Raw genomic sequence first — 14800 nt, 5'->3', positions numbered from 1 at the left:
CCGGCCACGTTCGCGGGGGCCGTCAGGCGAGTCCGCCGGCCCAGGGGTAGGTCTTGAGGTAGGGGTCGGGCTTGATCGGCGAGCCGGAGTTCCAGACCTCCTTGATCTGACCGTCCGGTTCGATGACGCCGATCCTGGCCGTCTTGTACATGTGCTGGTTCTCGCCGTCGATGGTCACCTTGCCCTCGGGGCGGTCCAGCGAGATGCCCCCGGCGGCCTTCTTGACGGCCTCGACGTCGGTCGAGCCGGCCTTCTTCGCGGCCTCGGCCCAGAGGTAGACGGCGTTGTAGCCGGCCTCCATCGGGTCGGAGGTGACGCGGTCGGCCCCGTACTTGGCCTTGAACGCCTCGACGAACTTCGTGTTGGCCGGGTTCTCGGTGGTCTGGTAGTAGTTCCACGCCACCAGGTGGCCGGCGATGTTGTCGACGCCGATGCCCTTGACCTCTTCCTCGGCGACGCTGACGGACATCACGGGCATGGCCTCGGCCGTGACCCCGGCGCTCTTGAGCTGCTTGAAGAAGGCGACGTTGCTGTCGCCGTTCAGCGTGTTGAAGACCGCGTCGGGTTTCGCCTGGACGACCTTGTTCACGAGCGTGCTGTATTCGGTGTGGCCGAGCGGGGTGTATTCCTCGCCGAGCACCTGCATTCCGTTCGCCGCCGCGTACGCCTTGATGATTTTGTTGGCCGTGCGCGGGAAAACGTAGTCGCTGCCGACCAGGAAGATCTTCTTCTTTCCCTTTTCCTTGAGATAGTCGAGCCCGGGGACGATCTGCTGGTTGGTGGTCGCGCCGGTGTAGAAGATGTACGGCGAGCTTTCGAGCCCCTCGTACTGCACCGGGTACCACAGCAGGGCCTTACGCTTCTCGAAGACCGGCAGCATGGCCTTGCGGCTGGCGGAGGTCCACCCGCCGAACACGGTCGCCACCTTGTCCTGGGCGATGAGCTTGGTCGCCTTCTCGGCGAAGGTGGGCCAGTCGGACGCGCCGTCCTCGACGACGGGGACGAGCTTCTTGCCGAGCACGCCGCCGGCCGCGTTGATCTCCTCGATCGCGAGCAGCTCGGCGTCCCGGACCGTGACCTCGCTGATCGCCATCGTGCCGCTCAGCGAGTGCAGGATTCCGACCTTGATGCCGGAGTCTCCCCCCGCGGCGGTGCCGCCGGAGGAGCTCGTGGACGACTGGCCACCGCAGGCGGCGAGCCCGGTCGCGAGGAGCGCGACCGCGGCCCCGATACGCCACGCCGAATTGCGCAATTATTCCTCCTTGCCGATACGGCCCCCGCACCGACCTGTCTGCCGCCAAGGTGATCGAGCGAGGTTTCCCGGCGTGGTCGCGTTCGTTAATTGCGCTTTACCGGCTCTTCACCGCAACAACACGTCCGGCCCTTGCCGCAGGTCCATATAAGGTGTTCTTAGGGGCGGCCTTCGACCTTTGCCCGGGCCGCTCCGCCCGGCCGCCGCCCCCCGCCATTCGGGCCGTGGCGGGTTTGGAACGCGATATCGCCGCCTCACCGCGTCCGACACGATCCGGAAATGGCGCCGTCACACCACGGAAACGACCGTTGCCTAGTGTCCGGCCATGCGGCTCACCCCACACGAACAGGAACGTCTGCTCATCCATGTCGCGGCGGGTGTCGCCCGAGAACGCCAGGCGCGGGGGCTGCGCCTCAACCATCCCGAGGCCACCGCGGTCATCGCGTCCTTCCTGCTGGAGGGCGCCAGGGACGGCCAGACCGTCGCCGAGCTCATGGACGCGGGACGCAAGGTGCTGCGCCGGGAGGACGTCATGGAGGGCATCCCCGAGATGCTCGAATCCGTGCAGATCGAGGCGACCTTCCCCGACGGCACCAAGCTCGTGACCGTCCACCGGCCGATCAGTTGACGGGGGTCCACGTGACGCCAGGCGAGATCCTCCACGGCGAGGCGCCCATTCCTCTCAATCCGGGGCGCGAGCGGGTCACCCTGCGCGTCGTCAACACCGCCGACCGGCCCATCCAGGTGGGGTCGCACTACCACTTCGCCGCCGCCAACCCGGGGCTGGACTTCGACAGGGACGCGGCGTGGGGCCTGCGCCTGGACGTCCCCGCGGGCACCGCCGTGCGCTTCGAGCCCGGGGTCGAGCGGGACGTCCGGCTCGTCCCGATCGCCGGGCTGCGGGTCGTCCCCGGCCTGCGGCTCGAATACGCGGGCGCGCTCGACGAGCGCGGCGCGGACGCCCGGGAGCCGGCATGAGCGGTCCCTCGATCGAGCGCTCGCGCTACGCCGCGCTCTACGGCCCGACCACCGGCGACAGGATCCGTCTCGCCGACACCGACATCCTGATCGAGGTCACCGACGACCTGAGCAGGAGCCCGGAGGGCGCGGGCGACGAGGTCGTGTTCGGCGGCGGCAAGGTGATCCGCGAGTCGATGGGCCAGGCCCGGACGACGCGCGCCGAGGGCGCCCCCGACCTGGTCATCACCGGCGCGGTGATCCTCGACCACTGGGGGATCGTCAAGGCCGACATCGGCGTGCGGGACGGGCGCGTCTCGGCCATCGGCAAGGCCGGCAACCCCGACACGATGGACGGCGTCCACCCCGACCTGGTCATCGGCCCCTCCACCGAGATCCTGGCCGGCAACGGCAAGATCATCACGGCGGGCGCGATCGACTCGCACGTGCACCTCATCTGCCCGCAGATCGTGGACGAGGCCCTCGGCGCGGGGGTGACCACGCTGATCGGCGGCGGCACCGGCCCCGCCGACGGCACCAAGGCCACCACCGTCACCGGCACGTGGTACCTCGCGCGCATGCTGGAGTCGATGGACGGCATGCCCGTCAACGTCGCCCTGCTCGGCAAGGGCAACACCACCGGCGCCGAGGGGCTGATGGAGCAGCTCAGGGCGGGCGCGTCGGGGTTCAAGCTGCACGAGGACTGGGGCACGACGCCCGCCGCGATCGACGCGTGCCTGCGGGTGGCCGATGCGACGGGCGTTCAGGTGGCGATCCACACCGACACGCTGAACGAGGCCGGGTTCGTGGAGTCGACGCTCCAGGCGATCGGCGACCGGGGGATCCACGCCTACCACACCGAGGGCGCGGGGGGCGGGCACGCGCCGGACATCATCCGTGTGGCGTCGTACGCCAACGTGCTGCCGTCCTCGACCAACCCGACGCGCCCGCACACCGTCAACACGCTCGACGAGCACCTCGACATGCTGACGGTCTGCCACCATCTGAACCCCTCCGTGCCCGAGGACCTGGCCTTCGCCGAGTCGCGCATCCGGCCCTCGACGATGGCGGCCGAGGACGTGCTGCACGACCTCGGCGCGATCTCGATGATCGGGTCGGACTCGCAGGCGATGGGCCGGGTCGGCGAGACGATCATCAGGACCTGGCAGACGGCGCACGTGATGAAGCGCCGCCGGGGCGCGCTGCCCGGCGACGGCGCGGCGGACAATCTGCGCGCTCGCCGCTATGTCGCGAAATACACGATCTGCCCGGCGGTGGCGCACGGCCTGGACGAGCACGTCGGCTCGGTCGAGGTGGGCAAGCTCGCCGACCTGGTGCTGTGGCAGCCGGCGTTCTTCGGGGTCAAGCCCGATCTGGTCGTCAAGGGCGGCGTCATCGCGTACGCGCAGATGGGCGACGCGAACGCCTCGATCCCGACGCCGCAGCCCGTGCTGCCCCGCCCCATGTTCGGCGCGGCCCCGGTCACCGCGGCCGCCACGTCCCTGCACTTCGTCGCGCCGCTCGCGCTGGAGGACGGCCTCGCCGACCGGCTGCGCGTGGCCCGGCGGCTGGTCCCCGTCGCCGACGTCCGCCGGCGAGGAAAGGAGTCGATGCCCCTCAACGACGCGCTCCCGGCCATCGAGGTGGACCCCGACACGTTCGCGGTCCGCGTGGAGGGCGAGACGATCGAACCCGCCCCGGCCGAGGAGCTTCCCATGGCCCAGCGCTACTTCCTGTTCTGACCGAGCCGGCACCCTCGACGATGCTGACGGACGTCTGACATGGACGCGGCGCTGCTGCTGCTCGCCGACTCCCGGCTCCCCGCCGGTGGCCACGGCCACTCCGGCGGCGCCGAGGAGGCGGTGCGGATCGGGGCGATCACCGGCCCGGAGGATCTGGCGCGGTTCCTCCGTGGCCGGCTCGCCACGACCGGCCTCGTCGCCGCCGCCCTCGCCGCCGCCGCGTGCGCGGTCGGCGAGGCGGCCGGTGACGACGGCGGCGCGTACGCGGAACCGGGGGCCGGCGCCTGGCGGGCGCTGGACGCCGAGGCGGACGCCCGTACGGCCTCGCCCGCGCAACGGGGCGCGAGCCGCACCCAGGGCAGGCTCCTGCTGAGGAGCGGGCGCCGCATCTGGCCCTCGCCGGCGCTGGACGCCCTGGCACGCGCCGTGCCCGAAGGGCCGCACCACCCGATCGCGCTCGGCGCGGCGGCGCGGGCGGCGGGGTGCGCACCCCACGACGCGGCCCTCGCCACGGCCTACAACGCGATCACCGGGCCGGCCACGGCCGCCGTCCGGCTGCTCGGGCTCGACCCGGTCGACGTGCACCGCGTGCTCGCCGGCCTCGCGCCCGACCTCGAACGCGTGGCGCGCGCGTCATGCGCCACCACCGCGTGGGAGGACCTTCCCGCGCACGCCGCTCCCGCACTCGATCTGCTGGCCGAACAGCACCTACGCACGGAGGTACGGCTCTTTGTCAGCTAACCACGAGGACCGCCACCAGTCCCCCGCATCCCTGGACCGCGCGCTGCGCCTGGGCATCGGAGGACCAGTCGGGTCCGGCAAGACCGCGCTCGTCGCCGCCCTGTGCCGCACGCTGGGCCCGGTGCTCCGCCTGGGTGTGGTCACCAACGACATCTACACCACCGAGGACGCCGACTTCCTGCGCCGGGCGGGGGTGCTCGATCCCGAGCGCATCGTCGCCGTGCAGACCGGCTGCTGCCCGCACACCGCCATCCGCGACGACATCGCGGCCAACATCGACGCGGTCGAGACCCTGGAGGAACGCTTCGGGCCGCTCGACCTCGTCATCGTCGAGAGCGGCGGGGACAACCTGACCGCCACCTTCAGCCGGGGGCTCGCCGACCAGCAGATCTTCGTGCTGGACGTGTCCGGCGGCGACAAGGTGCCGCGCAAGGGCGGCCCCGGCGTGACGACGGCCGACCTGCTCGTCGTCAACAAGACCGACCTGGCCAAGCACGTCGGGGCGGATCTGACCGTGATGTCCAGGGACGCGGCCGCCGTGCGCGACGGCAAGCCCGTCCTGTTCACCTCGATCAGGGAGGTTCCCGAGGTCTACGCCGTCGCCGAATGGGTGCACGGCGTGGTCGAGTCCTGGGCGCACGCCCGGGCGCACCACCCGCACGGTCCCGCCGTCCCGTCCACCAACGCCTGAACCTGCCGAGAACGCCAGAGAAACCGAGAACGCTGAGGAGAAGGCTGAGAACACGGTGACGACCTCCGCCACGCCGCGCCCCCCGGTACCGTCCCCGCCGGACCGGAGGTCGCTGGACGCGCGTGCCGCGGTGGTCACCGAACTGTCCGGCGGCCGCACCGTGCTGCGGACGCTCCGGTCGGATCCGCCGCTGACCCTGCGTCAGACAGGACCGGCGACCGGGCCGGCCAGAGTACATCTCGTGTCCACCGCCGCCGGGCCCCTCGGCGGCGACCGCCTGGAGCTCCACCTCGACGTGGCGCCGGGCACCTCGCTGGAGCTCGCCTCGGTGGCGAGCACGCTCGTCCTCCCAGGTCCCGGCGAATCGGTGGCGATCGTCGAGGCGCGGGTGGGCGCCGGCGCCTCACTGCGGTACGCCCCCGAGCCGGTCGTCCTGGCCGCCGGGTGCGCGCACCGCATGATCGTGAGGCTGGCGATGGACGAGGGCGCGTCGGTGTACTGGCGAGAAGAAATCGTGTTCGGCCGCTTCGGCGAGCGGCCGGGCACCTGCCACGCCCGTTTCGACGCGACCGCCTCCGGCGTGCCGCTGCTGCGTCAGGAGTTCGTCGTCGGCGACCCCGCCGTGGACGGCAGCCCCGCGGTGTACGGCGACGCCCGCTGCGTCGGCAGCGTGCTCGTCGCCGGGCCGAGGCCGCCCGCCCTCAAGTCCCCGCCCGAGGCGGTGATCGGCGACGGCTGCGCGGTGCTGCCCCTGGCCGGGCCGGGCACGCTGGTGTCCGCGCTCGCGCCCGACGCCCCCACCCTGCGCGAACGCCTCACCTGGGGCGAGTCGCTCTGCGAGCCCGGCCGGTCCTGACGCCGCGCGTGCTCGTCCGCGATGGTCCCGGCCAGCGCGCCACTTCTTCGCCGGGCATCGACGGCACCGGAGTCGCCGCCGCTCCCGAGAGGCTCCGTATTCAGAGCGGGGCGTTCAGCTCCCCTCGCAGCTGGGCCGCCTCGGGGACCTCCATGTCGTCCATGAGCCGCAGAGCCTCCCCCCACTCCTCCGCCGGCAGCCCCTGGTCGGCGCGGAGCCTGGCCAGGCCGACCAGTGCGCGGGCCTGCTGGAACCGGTCACCCATGGCCTTCGTGAGCTCCAGCGCCTCCTGATGCCGGGCACCTGCCTCCTTCGGATGCCCAAGCGCGCGCTCCACCTCGCCGAGCCCGTTGAGCGCGCTGGCCTCGAACGTGCGGCTGCCGGACGCGCGGAACAGCTCCAGGGCGCGTCGATGGTGGTCGAGTGCGCGCTCGTGTTCCCCCCAGGCCAGGTAGATCTCGCCGAGACAGTCGAGCGTCTCCGCCTCCATGTCACGGTCCTCCGTCTCGCGTAGCGCGGCGAGCACCTCCTGGTAGAGGTCGTAGGCCGCCTGGAGGTCGCCGGTCGCGGCATGCACGCGGCCAATGTTGACCATGGAGGTCAGCTCGGCGTACACGTAGGAGATCGACCTGGCCAAGTCCCGGGAGGCTTCCAGGTGTTCCAGGGCCTCACCGTACTCGCCGAGCCTGAACAGGGCGTTGCCGATGTCGCCGCGCGAGACGGCCACGCCCGCCCGGTCTCCGATCTCGGCGGCGATCTCCATCGCCCTCTCGTGCAGGGGGACGGCGATTCGGTAGGCGCCGGTGCGCCAGTGGATCTCGCCGATGTGATTGAGCACGTTGGCCTGCCCGGACAGGTGGCCGCTGCGCTCGAACAGGGCGGCCGCGCGCTCCAGATCCGCCAGCGCGGCGGCGTACTGCCCCCGGAACACCTGGATCATCGCGATGTTGCCCAGCGCGCCGCCCTGGCTGCGTGGATCGTCCAGGGTCTCCCAGAGCTCCACGGCACGGCGGAAGCTCTCGTGCGCCTCCTCCAGTTCGCCGTTGCGGATCAGCGCCACGCCGAGCGCGGTGAGCGCCGACGCTTGTCCCATCAGGTCGCCCGTGGCGTGCGCGGCACGTGCCGCACTGCGGTAGAGACGCCTGGCCTCCTCCTGCTGCCCGGCCATGTCGAGGTGCCGCACCAGCATCCGGCCGAGATCCCTGCCGAGCGCGGGTGACCGGGTGAGCGCCATGTCGGCGGCTGCCACCAAGTTGGAGCGCTCGGCCTCCATCCATGCCTGCGCCTGCGCCGGGTCGGGGAACGGTTCGGCGTCGGGCCGGATGACGACCTCTCCCGGCAGGGCGAGACTGATGGCGGAGGACAGGCGGTCGAGGTAATGGTCGAGCAGCCGCGCTACAGCCTCGTCCTGCTCGCCGCCGCACTCGACGGAGTAGGCGCGCAGCAGATCGTGCATGCGCCAGCGGCCGGGCTGGTATGGCTCGATCAGCCGCGCCTCGGCGAGCGCTCCGAGCAGGTCGGCGGCCTCGCCGGGCGAGCAGCCTGTCAGCACCGCCGCAGCGCCCGGCTCGATGTCGGGACCCGGGTGCGCGCCCAGTCGGCGGAACATCGAGGCCACCGGCTCTGGCAGCGTGCGGTAGGACCAGGAGAACACGGCCCGCACGCTGCTGAGCGGATCGCCCGCGACCTCGAGCAGGTCCAGCCTGTTGCTCGCCGATCGGAGCTCGGCCACCAGGTCAGGCAGCGGGCGGTCGCCACGCGCCGCCCTCTCACCCGCGACGCACAGCGCCACCGGCAGGTGGGCGCACAGCCGTGCCAGCTCTCGTAACGATGCGGCGTCGCCGTACGGGACGAAGGTTCGCAGCAGTGACTCGGACTCGGCCGGGGTGAGCGTGCCGATGACGATGCGTTGTGCGCGCTCGCGGACGACCAGGCCATGGAGCGGCACGCGGCTGGTGATCACCGTGGCGCAGCTGTCCGCCGTCGGGAGCAGCGGCCTGACCTGCTGCTCGGAGCGGGCGTTGTCGAGGATGATGAGCATCCTGCGCTGGTCAAGCAGGGCGCGGAAGAGCGCCGAGCGGGCGTCGAGCCCACCGGGGATGCGGGCTGGCGCGGTGCCGAGTGCGGCGAGGAAGTCGCCGAGCACGCGGGCCGGGTCCGCGGGACCGGTCGGTGCGTGGCCGCCGAGATCGGCGTAGAGGCTGCCGTCGGGAAAGCGCTCGCGCACCCGGTGCGCCCAGCGCACGGCGAGCGCCGACTTGCCGACGCCCGCCATGCCCTCGATCGCGGAGATCACCAGCGGCGTCCGGCTGCGCAGCACCCGGTTCATCGCCGCCAGCTCCGTGGCGCGCCCGACGAATCCCGGCACGTCGTACGGCAGGCCGGCCGGAACGGGCGCGGCCTCCTGCCGGTCCAGCGCGCTGTCACCTTCGAGTATGCGCTGGTGGAGCAGGCGCAACCGCGCTCCCGGCCCGATGCCGAGCTCGTCGGACAGACGCCGGCGGAAGGCCAGGTAGCAGTCCAGGGCCTGCGGCGTGTTCCCGGCGCGGAACAGCGCGGTCATCAGCACCGCCACTACTCGCTCCTCCAGCGGATGCTCGGCGAGCACGCCACTCAGCCTGTCCACGGCGGCGGTGTGACGGCCCTGCGCGGTCTCCTCCTCGGCGAGCCGGAGCTGCGCCGACAGGTGGAGCGCGATCAGACCAGCACGGACCTGATCCGCCCACTCGCCTTCGATGCCGGGTAGCGGCTTGCCCCGCCAGGCCTCCAGCGCCGCGGCGGGGTCCGTGGCCTGTAGGCGCTTGAAGCGCAGCGCGTCGACGAGGGCGGGTTCGACGTCGATGAGGTAGCCGCCGCCGCGGCGCAGAAGCCGGATCCCGGAGGGGGCGAGGACCTTGCGCAGCCGGGTGACGTAGCCGTAGAGCACGTTGAGCGCCGAGTCGGGCGGGTCGCTGCCCCACACGCGGGACACCAGTTCGGCGGTCATCACCGGCTCACGGGCGTCGATCAGCAGCGCGGCAAGAACGCAGCGCTGCCGGCTGTGCCCAGTGTCAATCTCGCGGCCACCGTCTTCCAGTCCGACCCAGCCGAGCAGCCTGAATTCCACGCGTTCCCCCATTCAAGGATTCTTCAAGGTTTTTCGCCCGCCTCTCATTCATCGTCGTATCACTTCACTCCTTAAGGGGGACCATGAAAACGACGAAGATGGTGGGGGCGGCCGCCGCGCTAGCCCTCGCGCTGCCCCTGGCCGCCGGGTTCGCCACGGTGCCGGCGAGCGCGACCGTCCGCACCCCGTTCGACCACTGCGACGGCGGGGACGCCCCGGACCGCGTCCTGCGCGCCACTCTCGACGGGGAGGACCCGCGGGGAGTGAGCGTCGCCACGCTCGTCCCCGGCGACGTCTTCTCCGCGCGCACCGACAACTTCTCCATCCTGCGCATCGACTGGTGGGGCACCACGAAGGACCCGGACGGCGACGAGGGCCGGATCGCCGGGCCCGGCTGGCCGGCGCCGACGCTCGCACCGTACATGCTGATGGTGAAGGCGTTCTCACGGGTCACGAACCGGCCGATCCGGCTCGACGACGGCGAGGTCAGCACGACCGCGTGGCGGCCCGTCGGGTCCAACAGCCCCTGCTACATCTACCGGGGCTCGGCGAGCGGTCGCCTACGGTTCCAGGTCAACGACCCCAAGCGGGACGACAACGGCGGCCAGGAGAACATCACCGTCCTCGTCTTCCGCCGGCCCTGACCCATGCGGCGACAGGAGGCTCGCATGGCACACGTCCCACTGTCGCGGGACTGCCGGCGGTCCTGGTCGCGATTCCCTGCGTCGTCGTGGGGCCGCTGATCGGTCCCGCCTCGGCCGGCACGTCGGGCATGGCCGGTTCCGGCCTGCCAGTCCAAGTCAATGAGGACGGCCAGGTCCACCGGCAGGTCGGTGGTCAGCGTTCCATGAGCAGCGGCCACACGCGCACCGGCCCGGGCTCCGTGAGAATCGCCTTCGCCAGGTCGTGAATGAGCCGGACGTCGCGCCCGGATAAAGCTGTCATATCCGCACGCGGACGACGTCTTTCACTACCTCCGGAGTCCCTTACGTCTGGGCGCCACCCGGAAGGCCGCGGGGCACCAGACGCTTCTACCAACTATATTCCGACAACACTTACGTCTACCACGAAAGGGGGAGCGATGAGGTGGAAAAGCAGTCTTCTGCGAGTTGTAGTGGCTGTTGCTGCTCTTCTCTCGATGACAGGGCCCATCTCTGCTGCTCAGGCGGCGGAATTCTCACCCAAAGCGATCTACAGCGTGGCCGGCGGCCGATGCCTGGATGTGAGCTCCTACGCCAACGGGACGCCCGTTATCTTGTGGGACTGTCACGGCCGGGACAGCCAGCAATTTCGTCGCGCGACCGACGGCACGATCAGGTCGATCGCCGGCAACCGGTGCCTCGACGTCAGTAGCTACGCCGCAGGCACGCCGGCCGTCTTGTGGGATTGCCACGGCCGGGCCAGCCAACGCTGGGAGTGGTGGGATGGCGTGCTCCGCAGCACCACCGGTGCCCGCTGTCTCGACGTGCGTAGCTACGCCGCAGGAACGCAATTGATTCTCGCGGACTGCCTGGGGCAGCCCAGCCAGCAGTTCAGTTGGAACTTCCGCCATGTCGCCGGAGACAAGTGCTGGGACGTATCCTCCTATGCAGACTACACGCCGGTCATCCTGTGGGATTGCGCCGGCCAGCCGAGCCAGCGGTTCCGGTGGGACCTTGGCGGCGCCATCCGCAATGTTGCCAGTAACAAATGTCTCGGAGACGACGGTCACCTTTTCCTCATCTCGTGCAACTTCGCGTCCGAATTTCGCTATTTCAGCCGCGAAACCGTCAGCTCAAGCGGAGCGTGTGTGGACGTGAGCAGCTACGCCAACGGAACACCCGTCATATCAGCCCCCTGCACCGGGGGGCCAAGCCAGCGCATCAACTGGTAGCCGGCCGACCTCCTCTTCCGCGATATCACCAGCACCCGACCGCAGCGCGCCCTCACCGACGAAGCCACTCACGCGGCTCGCATCGTCCCGGCGAGGGCGCGCTCCGTCGTGCGCGAACAGCGCAGGCTTGTGCGCGACCTTGTACGACCCTGGTGGCCAATTGCAGCGACACGCGTAGTATCGGCGGGCGTTCGGCGGGTGAAATCAGTCTCCGGGAACGGCCGTGCGTCCCGGTTTCCACCCGCGCCGCCGTCCCAGAGGGATGACGAGGCTCACCGCCGTCACCAGCGCCGCCACGCAGACCGCGATCAGCGCGATGGCGCCCGCGCGCGCCATGGTCTCGTGGTCGGGAGGCGGGGGCTTGGCCACGATGCCCGAGGGCAGCGGGTCCGGCCGCCGGGGCGCGAGGGCCACGACCTCCGAGGGCAGGATCTCCGACACCGCGAGCAGCGGGTTCACCATGCCCGCCCCCGTCCCCGAGCCCGAGGCGCCGTCGGCGGTGATCTCGATGCGCCGCCGCACCCGCACGTTGTCCAGCTCCGGGTGGCGCGCCCGTACCAGCGCGGCCACCCCGGCGACGAACGGCGCCGCGTAGCTCGTCCCGTCCAGGTCCTGCTCGTACGCGGCGCCGGGCCAGGTGCTCGTGACGTTCTCGCCGGGCGCGAGCACCGAGACCGGGGTGGCGGCGTTGGAGAAGTTCGTCCGCCTGCCGTCCGGCCCGGCGGCGCCGACCGACAGCACGCCCTCGTAGGCGGCGGGGTAGGCGGGCACGACGGTGCCGTCCTCCTGCTGGACGTTGCCGGCCGCGGCGACGATCACCACGTCGTTGGCGAGCGCGTACTCGACGGCGCTCTTCAGGTCGGGCTGGTCGGTGGTCTGGATGGAGACGTTCAGCACCTGGGCGCCGAGGTCGGCCGCGCGCCGGATGCCCGCGGCCAGCAGCGTCACGTCCCCCCGGTCGCCGTTCGCCTGCTTGATGCTGATGAGCCGGGCCTTCGGGGCCACGCCGGCGAACGGGACGTCCTCGCGGTCGGAGCCCGCGATGATGCCCGCCACCGCCGTCCCGTGGCCGACGCAGTCCAGCGGGGTGGTGCCGGTCAGGTCGACGGACTTGGCGATGTCGAGCTGCGGGTGCCGCGGGTCCACCCCCGTGTCGACGAAGGCGACGGTGACGCCCTCGCCGCGCGTGAGCGGCCACACCCCGGTGAACGCCAGCCGCCGCTGCGCCCACGACTCGCCGACCTGCATGCCGCCGCGCTTGGGCACGCACGGCTGGGGCTCCCTGACCGCCGCGGCGGCCGTGCTCGGACCTCCCGCGAGCGCCAGCGCCAGCGCGCCGGCGAGGATCCCCCGACCGACCATGCCTCAGCTCCATCTCCCCGGGTGTCCCCGCGCGCCCGGCGCGAGCGCCCGCCCGGGTTCGCCTGGGTTCGCGCGAGAAGCGTAGCCAATCCGGCCTCCGCCCGGGACAAGAGCTCACGAGATTGCGCCTTCGGATGATCGGGAAGAAAACCCGCAGGTGGGACCGGGGGGATCCCATCGGAGCGAATCGGGGGGATGACGATGCGCGTCATCGGTGTCGTCCTCGCCTGCGCCCTGCTCGCCGGGGCGGCGGCGGCCTGCGGCGGGCAGAGGAGCCGTGAGGAACTGTCGCGGGCGCGCAAGGCGCTGGCGGAGGTCGACGACCCGTCCGTCGACTTCACCGACCGGGCCGGAACCGGCTGGCAGCCCCCGTTCCGCCCGGCGGACGAGCGCTGCGGCAAGCTGTTCGACCTCGCCGAGGGCAAGCACGGGGACGGCGTCGCCGAGGCCGCGTCCTTCCGGGGCAACCGCCTCGGCGAGACGGCGGGCGTCGTCCTCGCCGCGTACGCCCCGGGGGACGCGCGCCAGGCGCTGCGCACGGCCGCCGACCTCATGCGGGACTGCCCGGTGGCCACGGTGAAGGCCGCCGGGGCCGGGGACCGGCTGGTCGGCTCGCCGCTGCCCGTGCGCACGATCGGGGACGGCGTGGAGGCGCGGCGGTACAAGGGGCGGGTCGGCGGCTATCCGTACGAGATGCACCTGGTCGTGGTGCGCACGGGGGGCATCCTGATCTCCTTGGTGCACACCGGCATGGCCAAGCTCGACCCGCAGCGGACCGAGGAACTCGCCACCCTGCTCGCGGCCAAGGTCCGGGAGGCCGCCGAGTAGCCTTGTGCCCGTGACCGAGACCTCCCTCGCCCCCGAGGACAGCAAGATCATCACGTTGGCCCGCGCCGCCCGCGCGCGCAACGGCACGGCCGAGGGCGCCGCCGTCCGCGACGAGACCGGGCGCACCTACACGGCGACCAACGTCGACCTGCCGTCGCTGAAGCTCTCCGCCGTGCAGGTGGCGGTGGCGATGGCCGTGTCCAGCGGGGCCGTGTCGCTGGAGGCCGCCGCGCTCGTCACCGACGAGGAGGAGCCGGGCGCGGCCGACCTGGCCGCCATCGAGGATCTCGGGGACGCCGTCCTGTTCCTGGCCGCCCCCGACGGCGCCGTGAAGGGGCGGTACATCTGATCGGGGACAATGAAGGCGTGAGTTCCTCAGCCGCTGAGTTCCGTGCCGGGTTCGCCTGCTTCGTCGGCAGGCCCAACGTCGGCAAGTCGACGCTGATGAACGCGCTGGTGGGCGCCAAGGTGGCGATCACCTCCAGCAAGCCCCAGACGACCCGCCGCGCCATCCGCGGCATCGTCACCAGGCCCGACGCCCAGCTCGTGATCGTCGACACGCCCGGCCTGCACCGCCCGCGCACGCTGCTCGGCGAGCGGCTGGACAGCCTCGTGCTCTCGACGCTGACCGAGGTCGACGTGATCGGCTTCTGCGTTCCGGCCAACGAGCCGATCGGCAAGGGGGACCGCTTCATCGCCGAGAAGCTCGCGGCCGTCAAGAAGACGCCGGTGGTCGCCGTGGTCACCAAGTGCGACCTCGCGAGCCGCGAGCAGATCGCCGGCCAGTTGCTCGCGGTGTCCAGGCTGGCAGACTTCGCCGAGATCGTCCCGGTGTCCGCGGAGTCCGGGGAGCAGCTCGGCACCCTCGGCGATCTGCTCGTAGACCGCCTGCCCGAGTCGCCGCCGCTGTACGCGGGGGGCGAGCTCACCGACGAGCCCGAGCACGTGCTGGTCGCCGAGCTGATCCGCGAGGCCGCCCTGGAAGGCGTGCGGGACGAGCTGCCGCACTCGATCGCCGTCCTGGTCGAAGAGATGGTGCCCCGGCAGGGCCGCGACGACCTGCTCGACGTGTACGCGCAGATGTACGTCGAGCGTCCTTCACAGAAGGCCATCGTCATCGGGCCGAAGGGGGCGCGGCTCAAGGAGGTCGGCACGCGGGCGCGCAAGCACATCGAGGCGCTGCTCGGCACCCACGTCTACCTGGACCTGCGCATCAAGGTCGCCAAGGACTGGCAGCGCGACCCCAAGCAGCTCCGCCGCCTCGGCTTCTACGACTGATCCGCCGCGGCTTTCACGACGGGGGCCCGTCGGCCCGGGAACGTCCGGCGGCCCCTTCCCCACCGGGCTGCCCGCCTCGCCTTGAGGGCTCACCATGGCCGGACGTGAACGCGC

The 14800-nt window shown here is 71.6% G+C and carries 14 protein-coding genes; 11 read left to right on the top strand and 3 right to left on the bottom strand.

The features are described from left to right. Positions 1-22 precede the first annotated feature (22 nt). Positions 23-1252, bottom strand: coding sequence for an urea ABC transporter substrate-binding protein (gene urtA / locus DQ384_RS04000; RefSeq protein WP_114027296.1), 1230 nt, complete (start codon positions 1250-1252; stop codon positions 23-25). Between the two features lie 325 nt (positions 1253-1577). On the opposite strand from urtA, the gene DQ384_RS03995 reads away from it, so the two are divergent. The 6 genes from DQ384_RS03995 to DQ384_RS03970 are packed head-to-tail and all read left to right on the top strand — an operon-like array spanning position 1578 to position 6239. Next, entirely contained in the window at positions 1578-1880 is a 303-nt protein-coding gene (locus DQ384_RS03995; protein WP_114027295.1) for an urease subunit gamma, read from the top strand. Between the two features lie 11 nt (positions 1881-1891). Then, complete coding sequence (locus tag DQ384_RS03990) at positions 1892-2230, top strand: urease subunit beta (protein WP_114027294.1); 339 nt, start codon at positions 1892-1894, stop codon at positions 2228-2230. Beyond that, positions 2227-3951 carry an urease subunit alpha gene (locus tag DQ384_RS03985; protein ID WP_114027293.1) on the top strand — a complete coding sequence of 575 codons (1725 nt, stop codon included), beginning with the start codon at positions 2227-2229 and terminating at the stop codon, positions 3949-3951. The genes DQ384_RS03990 and DQ384_RS03985 overlap by 4 nt, the downstream gene beginning before the upstream one ends. A gap of 39 nt (positions 3952-3990) precedes the next feature. Beyond that, complete coding sequence (locus DQ384_RS03980) at positions 3991-4692, top strand: urease accessory protein UreF (protein WP_114027292.1); 702 nt, start codon at positions 3991-3993, stop codon at positions 4690-4692. Further along, positions 4682-5383 (top strand): urease accessory protein UreG, encoded by a 702-nt coding sequence (gene ureG / locus DQ384_RS03975; RefSeq protein ID WP_114027291.1) that lies wholly within the window; start codon positions 4682-4684, stop codon positions 5381-5383. Before DQ384_RS03980 ends, ureG begins: the two co-directional genes overlap by 11 nt. Positions 5384-5438: 55 nt before the next feature. Next, positions 5439-6239: an urease accessory protein UreD gene (locus DQ384_RS03970; protein WP_245966234.1), complete on the top strand. Its 801-nt coding sequence runs from the start codon at positions 5439-5441 to the stop codon at positions 6237-6239. Between the two features lie 100 nt (positions 6240-6339). Here the strand turns inward: DQ384_RS03970 and DQ384_RS03965 are convergent, their stop codons facing one another. Continuing rightward, the gene (locus tag DQ384_RS03965; protein WP_181871011.1) at positions 6340-9345 is read right to left on the bottom strand and encodes an AfsR/SARP family transcriptional regulator; all 3006 of its coding nucleotides are present in this window, start codon (positions 9343-9345) and stop codon (positions 6340-6342) included. Positions 9346-9428: 83 nt separating this feature from the next. On the opposite strand from DQ384_RS03965, the gene DQ384_RS03960 reads away from it, so the two are divergent. Further along, positions 9429-9989: a hypothetical protein gene (locus tag DQ384_RS03960; protein WP_147268627.1), complete on the top strand. Its 561-nt coding sequence runs from the start codon at positions 9429-9431 to the stop codon at positions 9987-9989. Between the two features lie 494 nt (positions 9990-10483). Continuing rightward, positions 10484-11218, top strand: coding sequence for an RICIN domain-containing protein (locus DQ384_RS03950; RefSeq protein ID WP_181871010.1), 735 nt, complete (start codon positions 10484-10486; stop codon positions 11216-11218). 204 nt (positions 11219-11422) lie between these two features. On the opposite strand, the gene mycP is transcribed toward DQ384_RS03950, so the two are convergent. Next, entirely contained in the window at positions 11423-12580 is a 1158-nt protein-coding gene (gene mycP, locus DQ384_RS03945; protein ID WP_114027286.1) for a type VII secretion-associated serine protease mycosin, read from the bottom strand. Between the two features lie 201 nt (positions 12581-12781). Between mycP and DQ384_RS03940 the strand changes: the two genes are divergently transcribed. Genes DQ384_RS03940 through era form a run of 3 tightly spaced genes read left to right on the top strand, consistent with a single transcriptional unit; the run spans position 12782 to position 14686 of the window. After that, positions 12782-13408 carry a hypothetical protein gene (locus tag DQ384_RS03940; RefSeq protein WP_147268626.1) on the top strand — a complete coding sequence of 209 codons (627 nt, stop codon included), beginning with the start codon at positions 12782-12784 and terminating at the stop codon, positions 13406-13408. A 10-nt stretch (positions 13409-13418) separates the two neighbouring features. Beyond that, positions 13419-13757, top strand: a complete 339-nt coding sequence (locus DQ384_RS03935) for a cytidine/deoxycytidylate deaminase family protein (protein WP_114027497.1) — start codon at positions 13419-13421, stop codon at positions 13755-13757. 17 nt (positions 13758-13774) lie between these two features. Beyond that, positions 13775-14686: a GTPase Era gene (era, locus tag DQ384_RS03930; RefSeq protein ID WP_245966233.1), complete on the top strand. Its 912-nt coding sequence runs from the start codon at positions 13775-13777 to the stop codon at positions 14684-14686. Positions 14687-14800 lie beyond the last annotated feature (114 nt).

The sequence above is a fragment of the Sphaerisporangium album genome, from assembly GCF_003323745.1.
Taxonomy (GTDB): Bacteria; Actinomycetota; Actinomycetes; order Streptosporangiales; family Streptosporangiaceae; genus Sphaerisporangium; species Sphaerisporangium album.
This window is presented reverse-complemented; position numbering and strand designations above follow the sequence as displayed.

Coding starts and splice junctions, on each gene's coding strand:
- DQ384_RS03995 (WP_114027295.1), top strand. CDS start 1,578: ATGCGGCTCACCCCACACGAACAGGAACGTCTGCTCATCCATGTCGCG.
- DQ384_RS03985 (WP_114027293.1), top strand. CDS start 2,227: ATGAGCGGTCCCTCGATCGAGCGCTCGCGCTACGCCGCGCTCTACGGC.
- DQ384_RS03980 (WP_114027292.1), top strand. CDS start 3,991: ATGGACGCGGCGCTGCTGCTGCTCGCCGACTCCCGGCTCCCCGCCGGT.
- DQ384_RS03960 (WP_147268627.1), top strand. CDS start 9,429: ATGAAAACGACGAAGATGGTGGGGGCGGCCGCCGCGCTAGCCCTCGCG.
- DQ384_RS03950 (WP_181871010.1), top strand. CDS start 10,484: ATGACAGGGCCCATCTCTGCTGCTCAGGCGGCGGAATTCTCACCCAAA.
- mycP (WP_114027286.1), bottom strand. CDS start 12,580: ATGGTCGGTCGGGGGATCCTCGCCGGCGCGCTGGCGCTGGCGCTCGCG.
- DQ384_RS03940 (WP_147268626.1), top strand. CDS start 12,782: ATGCGCGTCATCGGTGTCGTCCTCGCCTGCGCCCTGCTCGCCGGGGCG.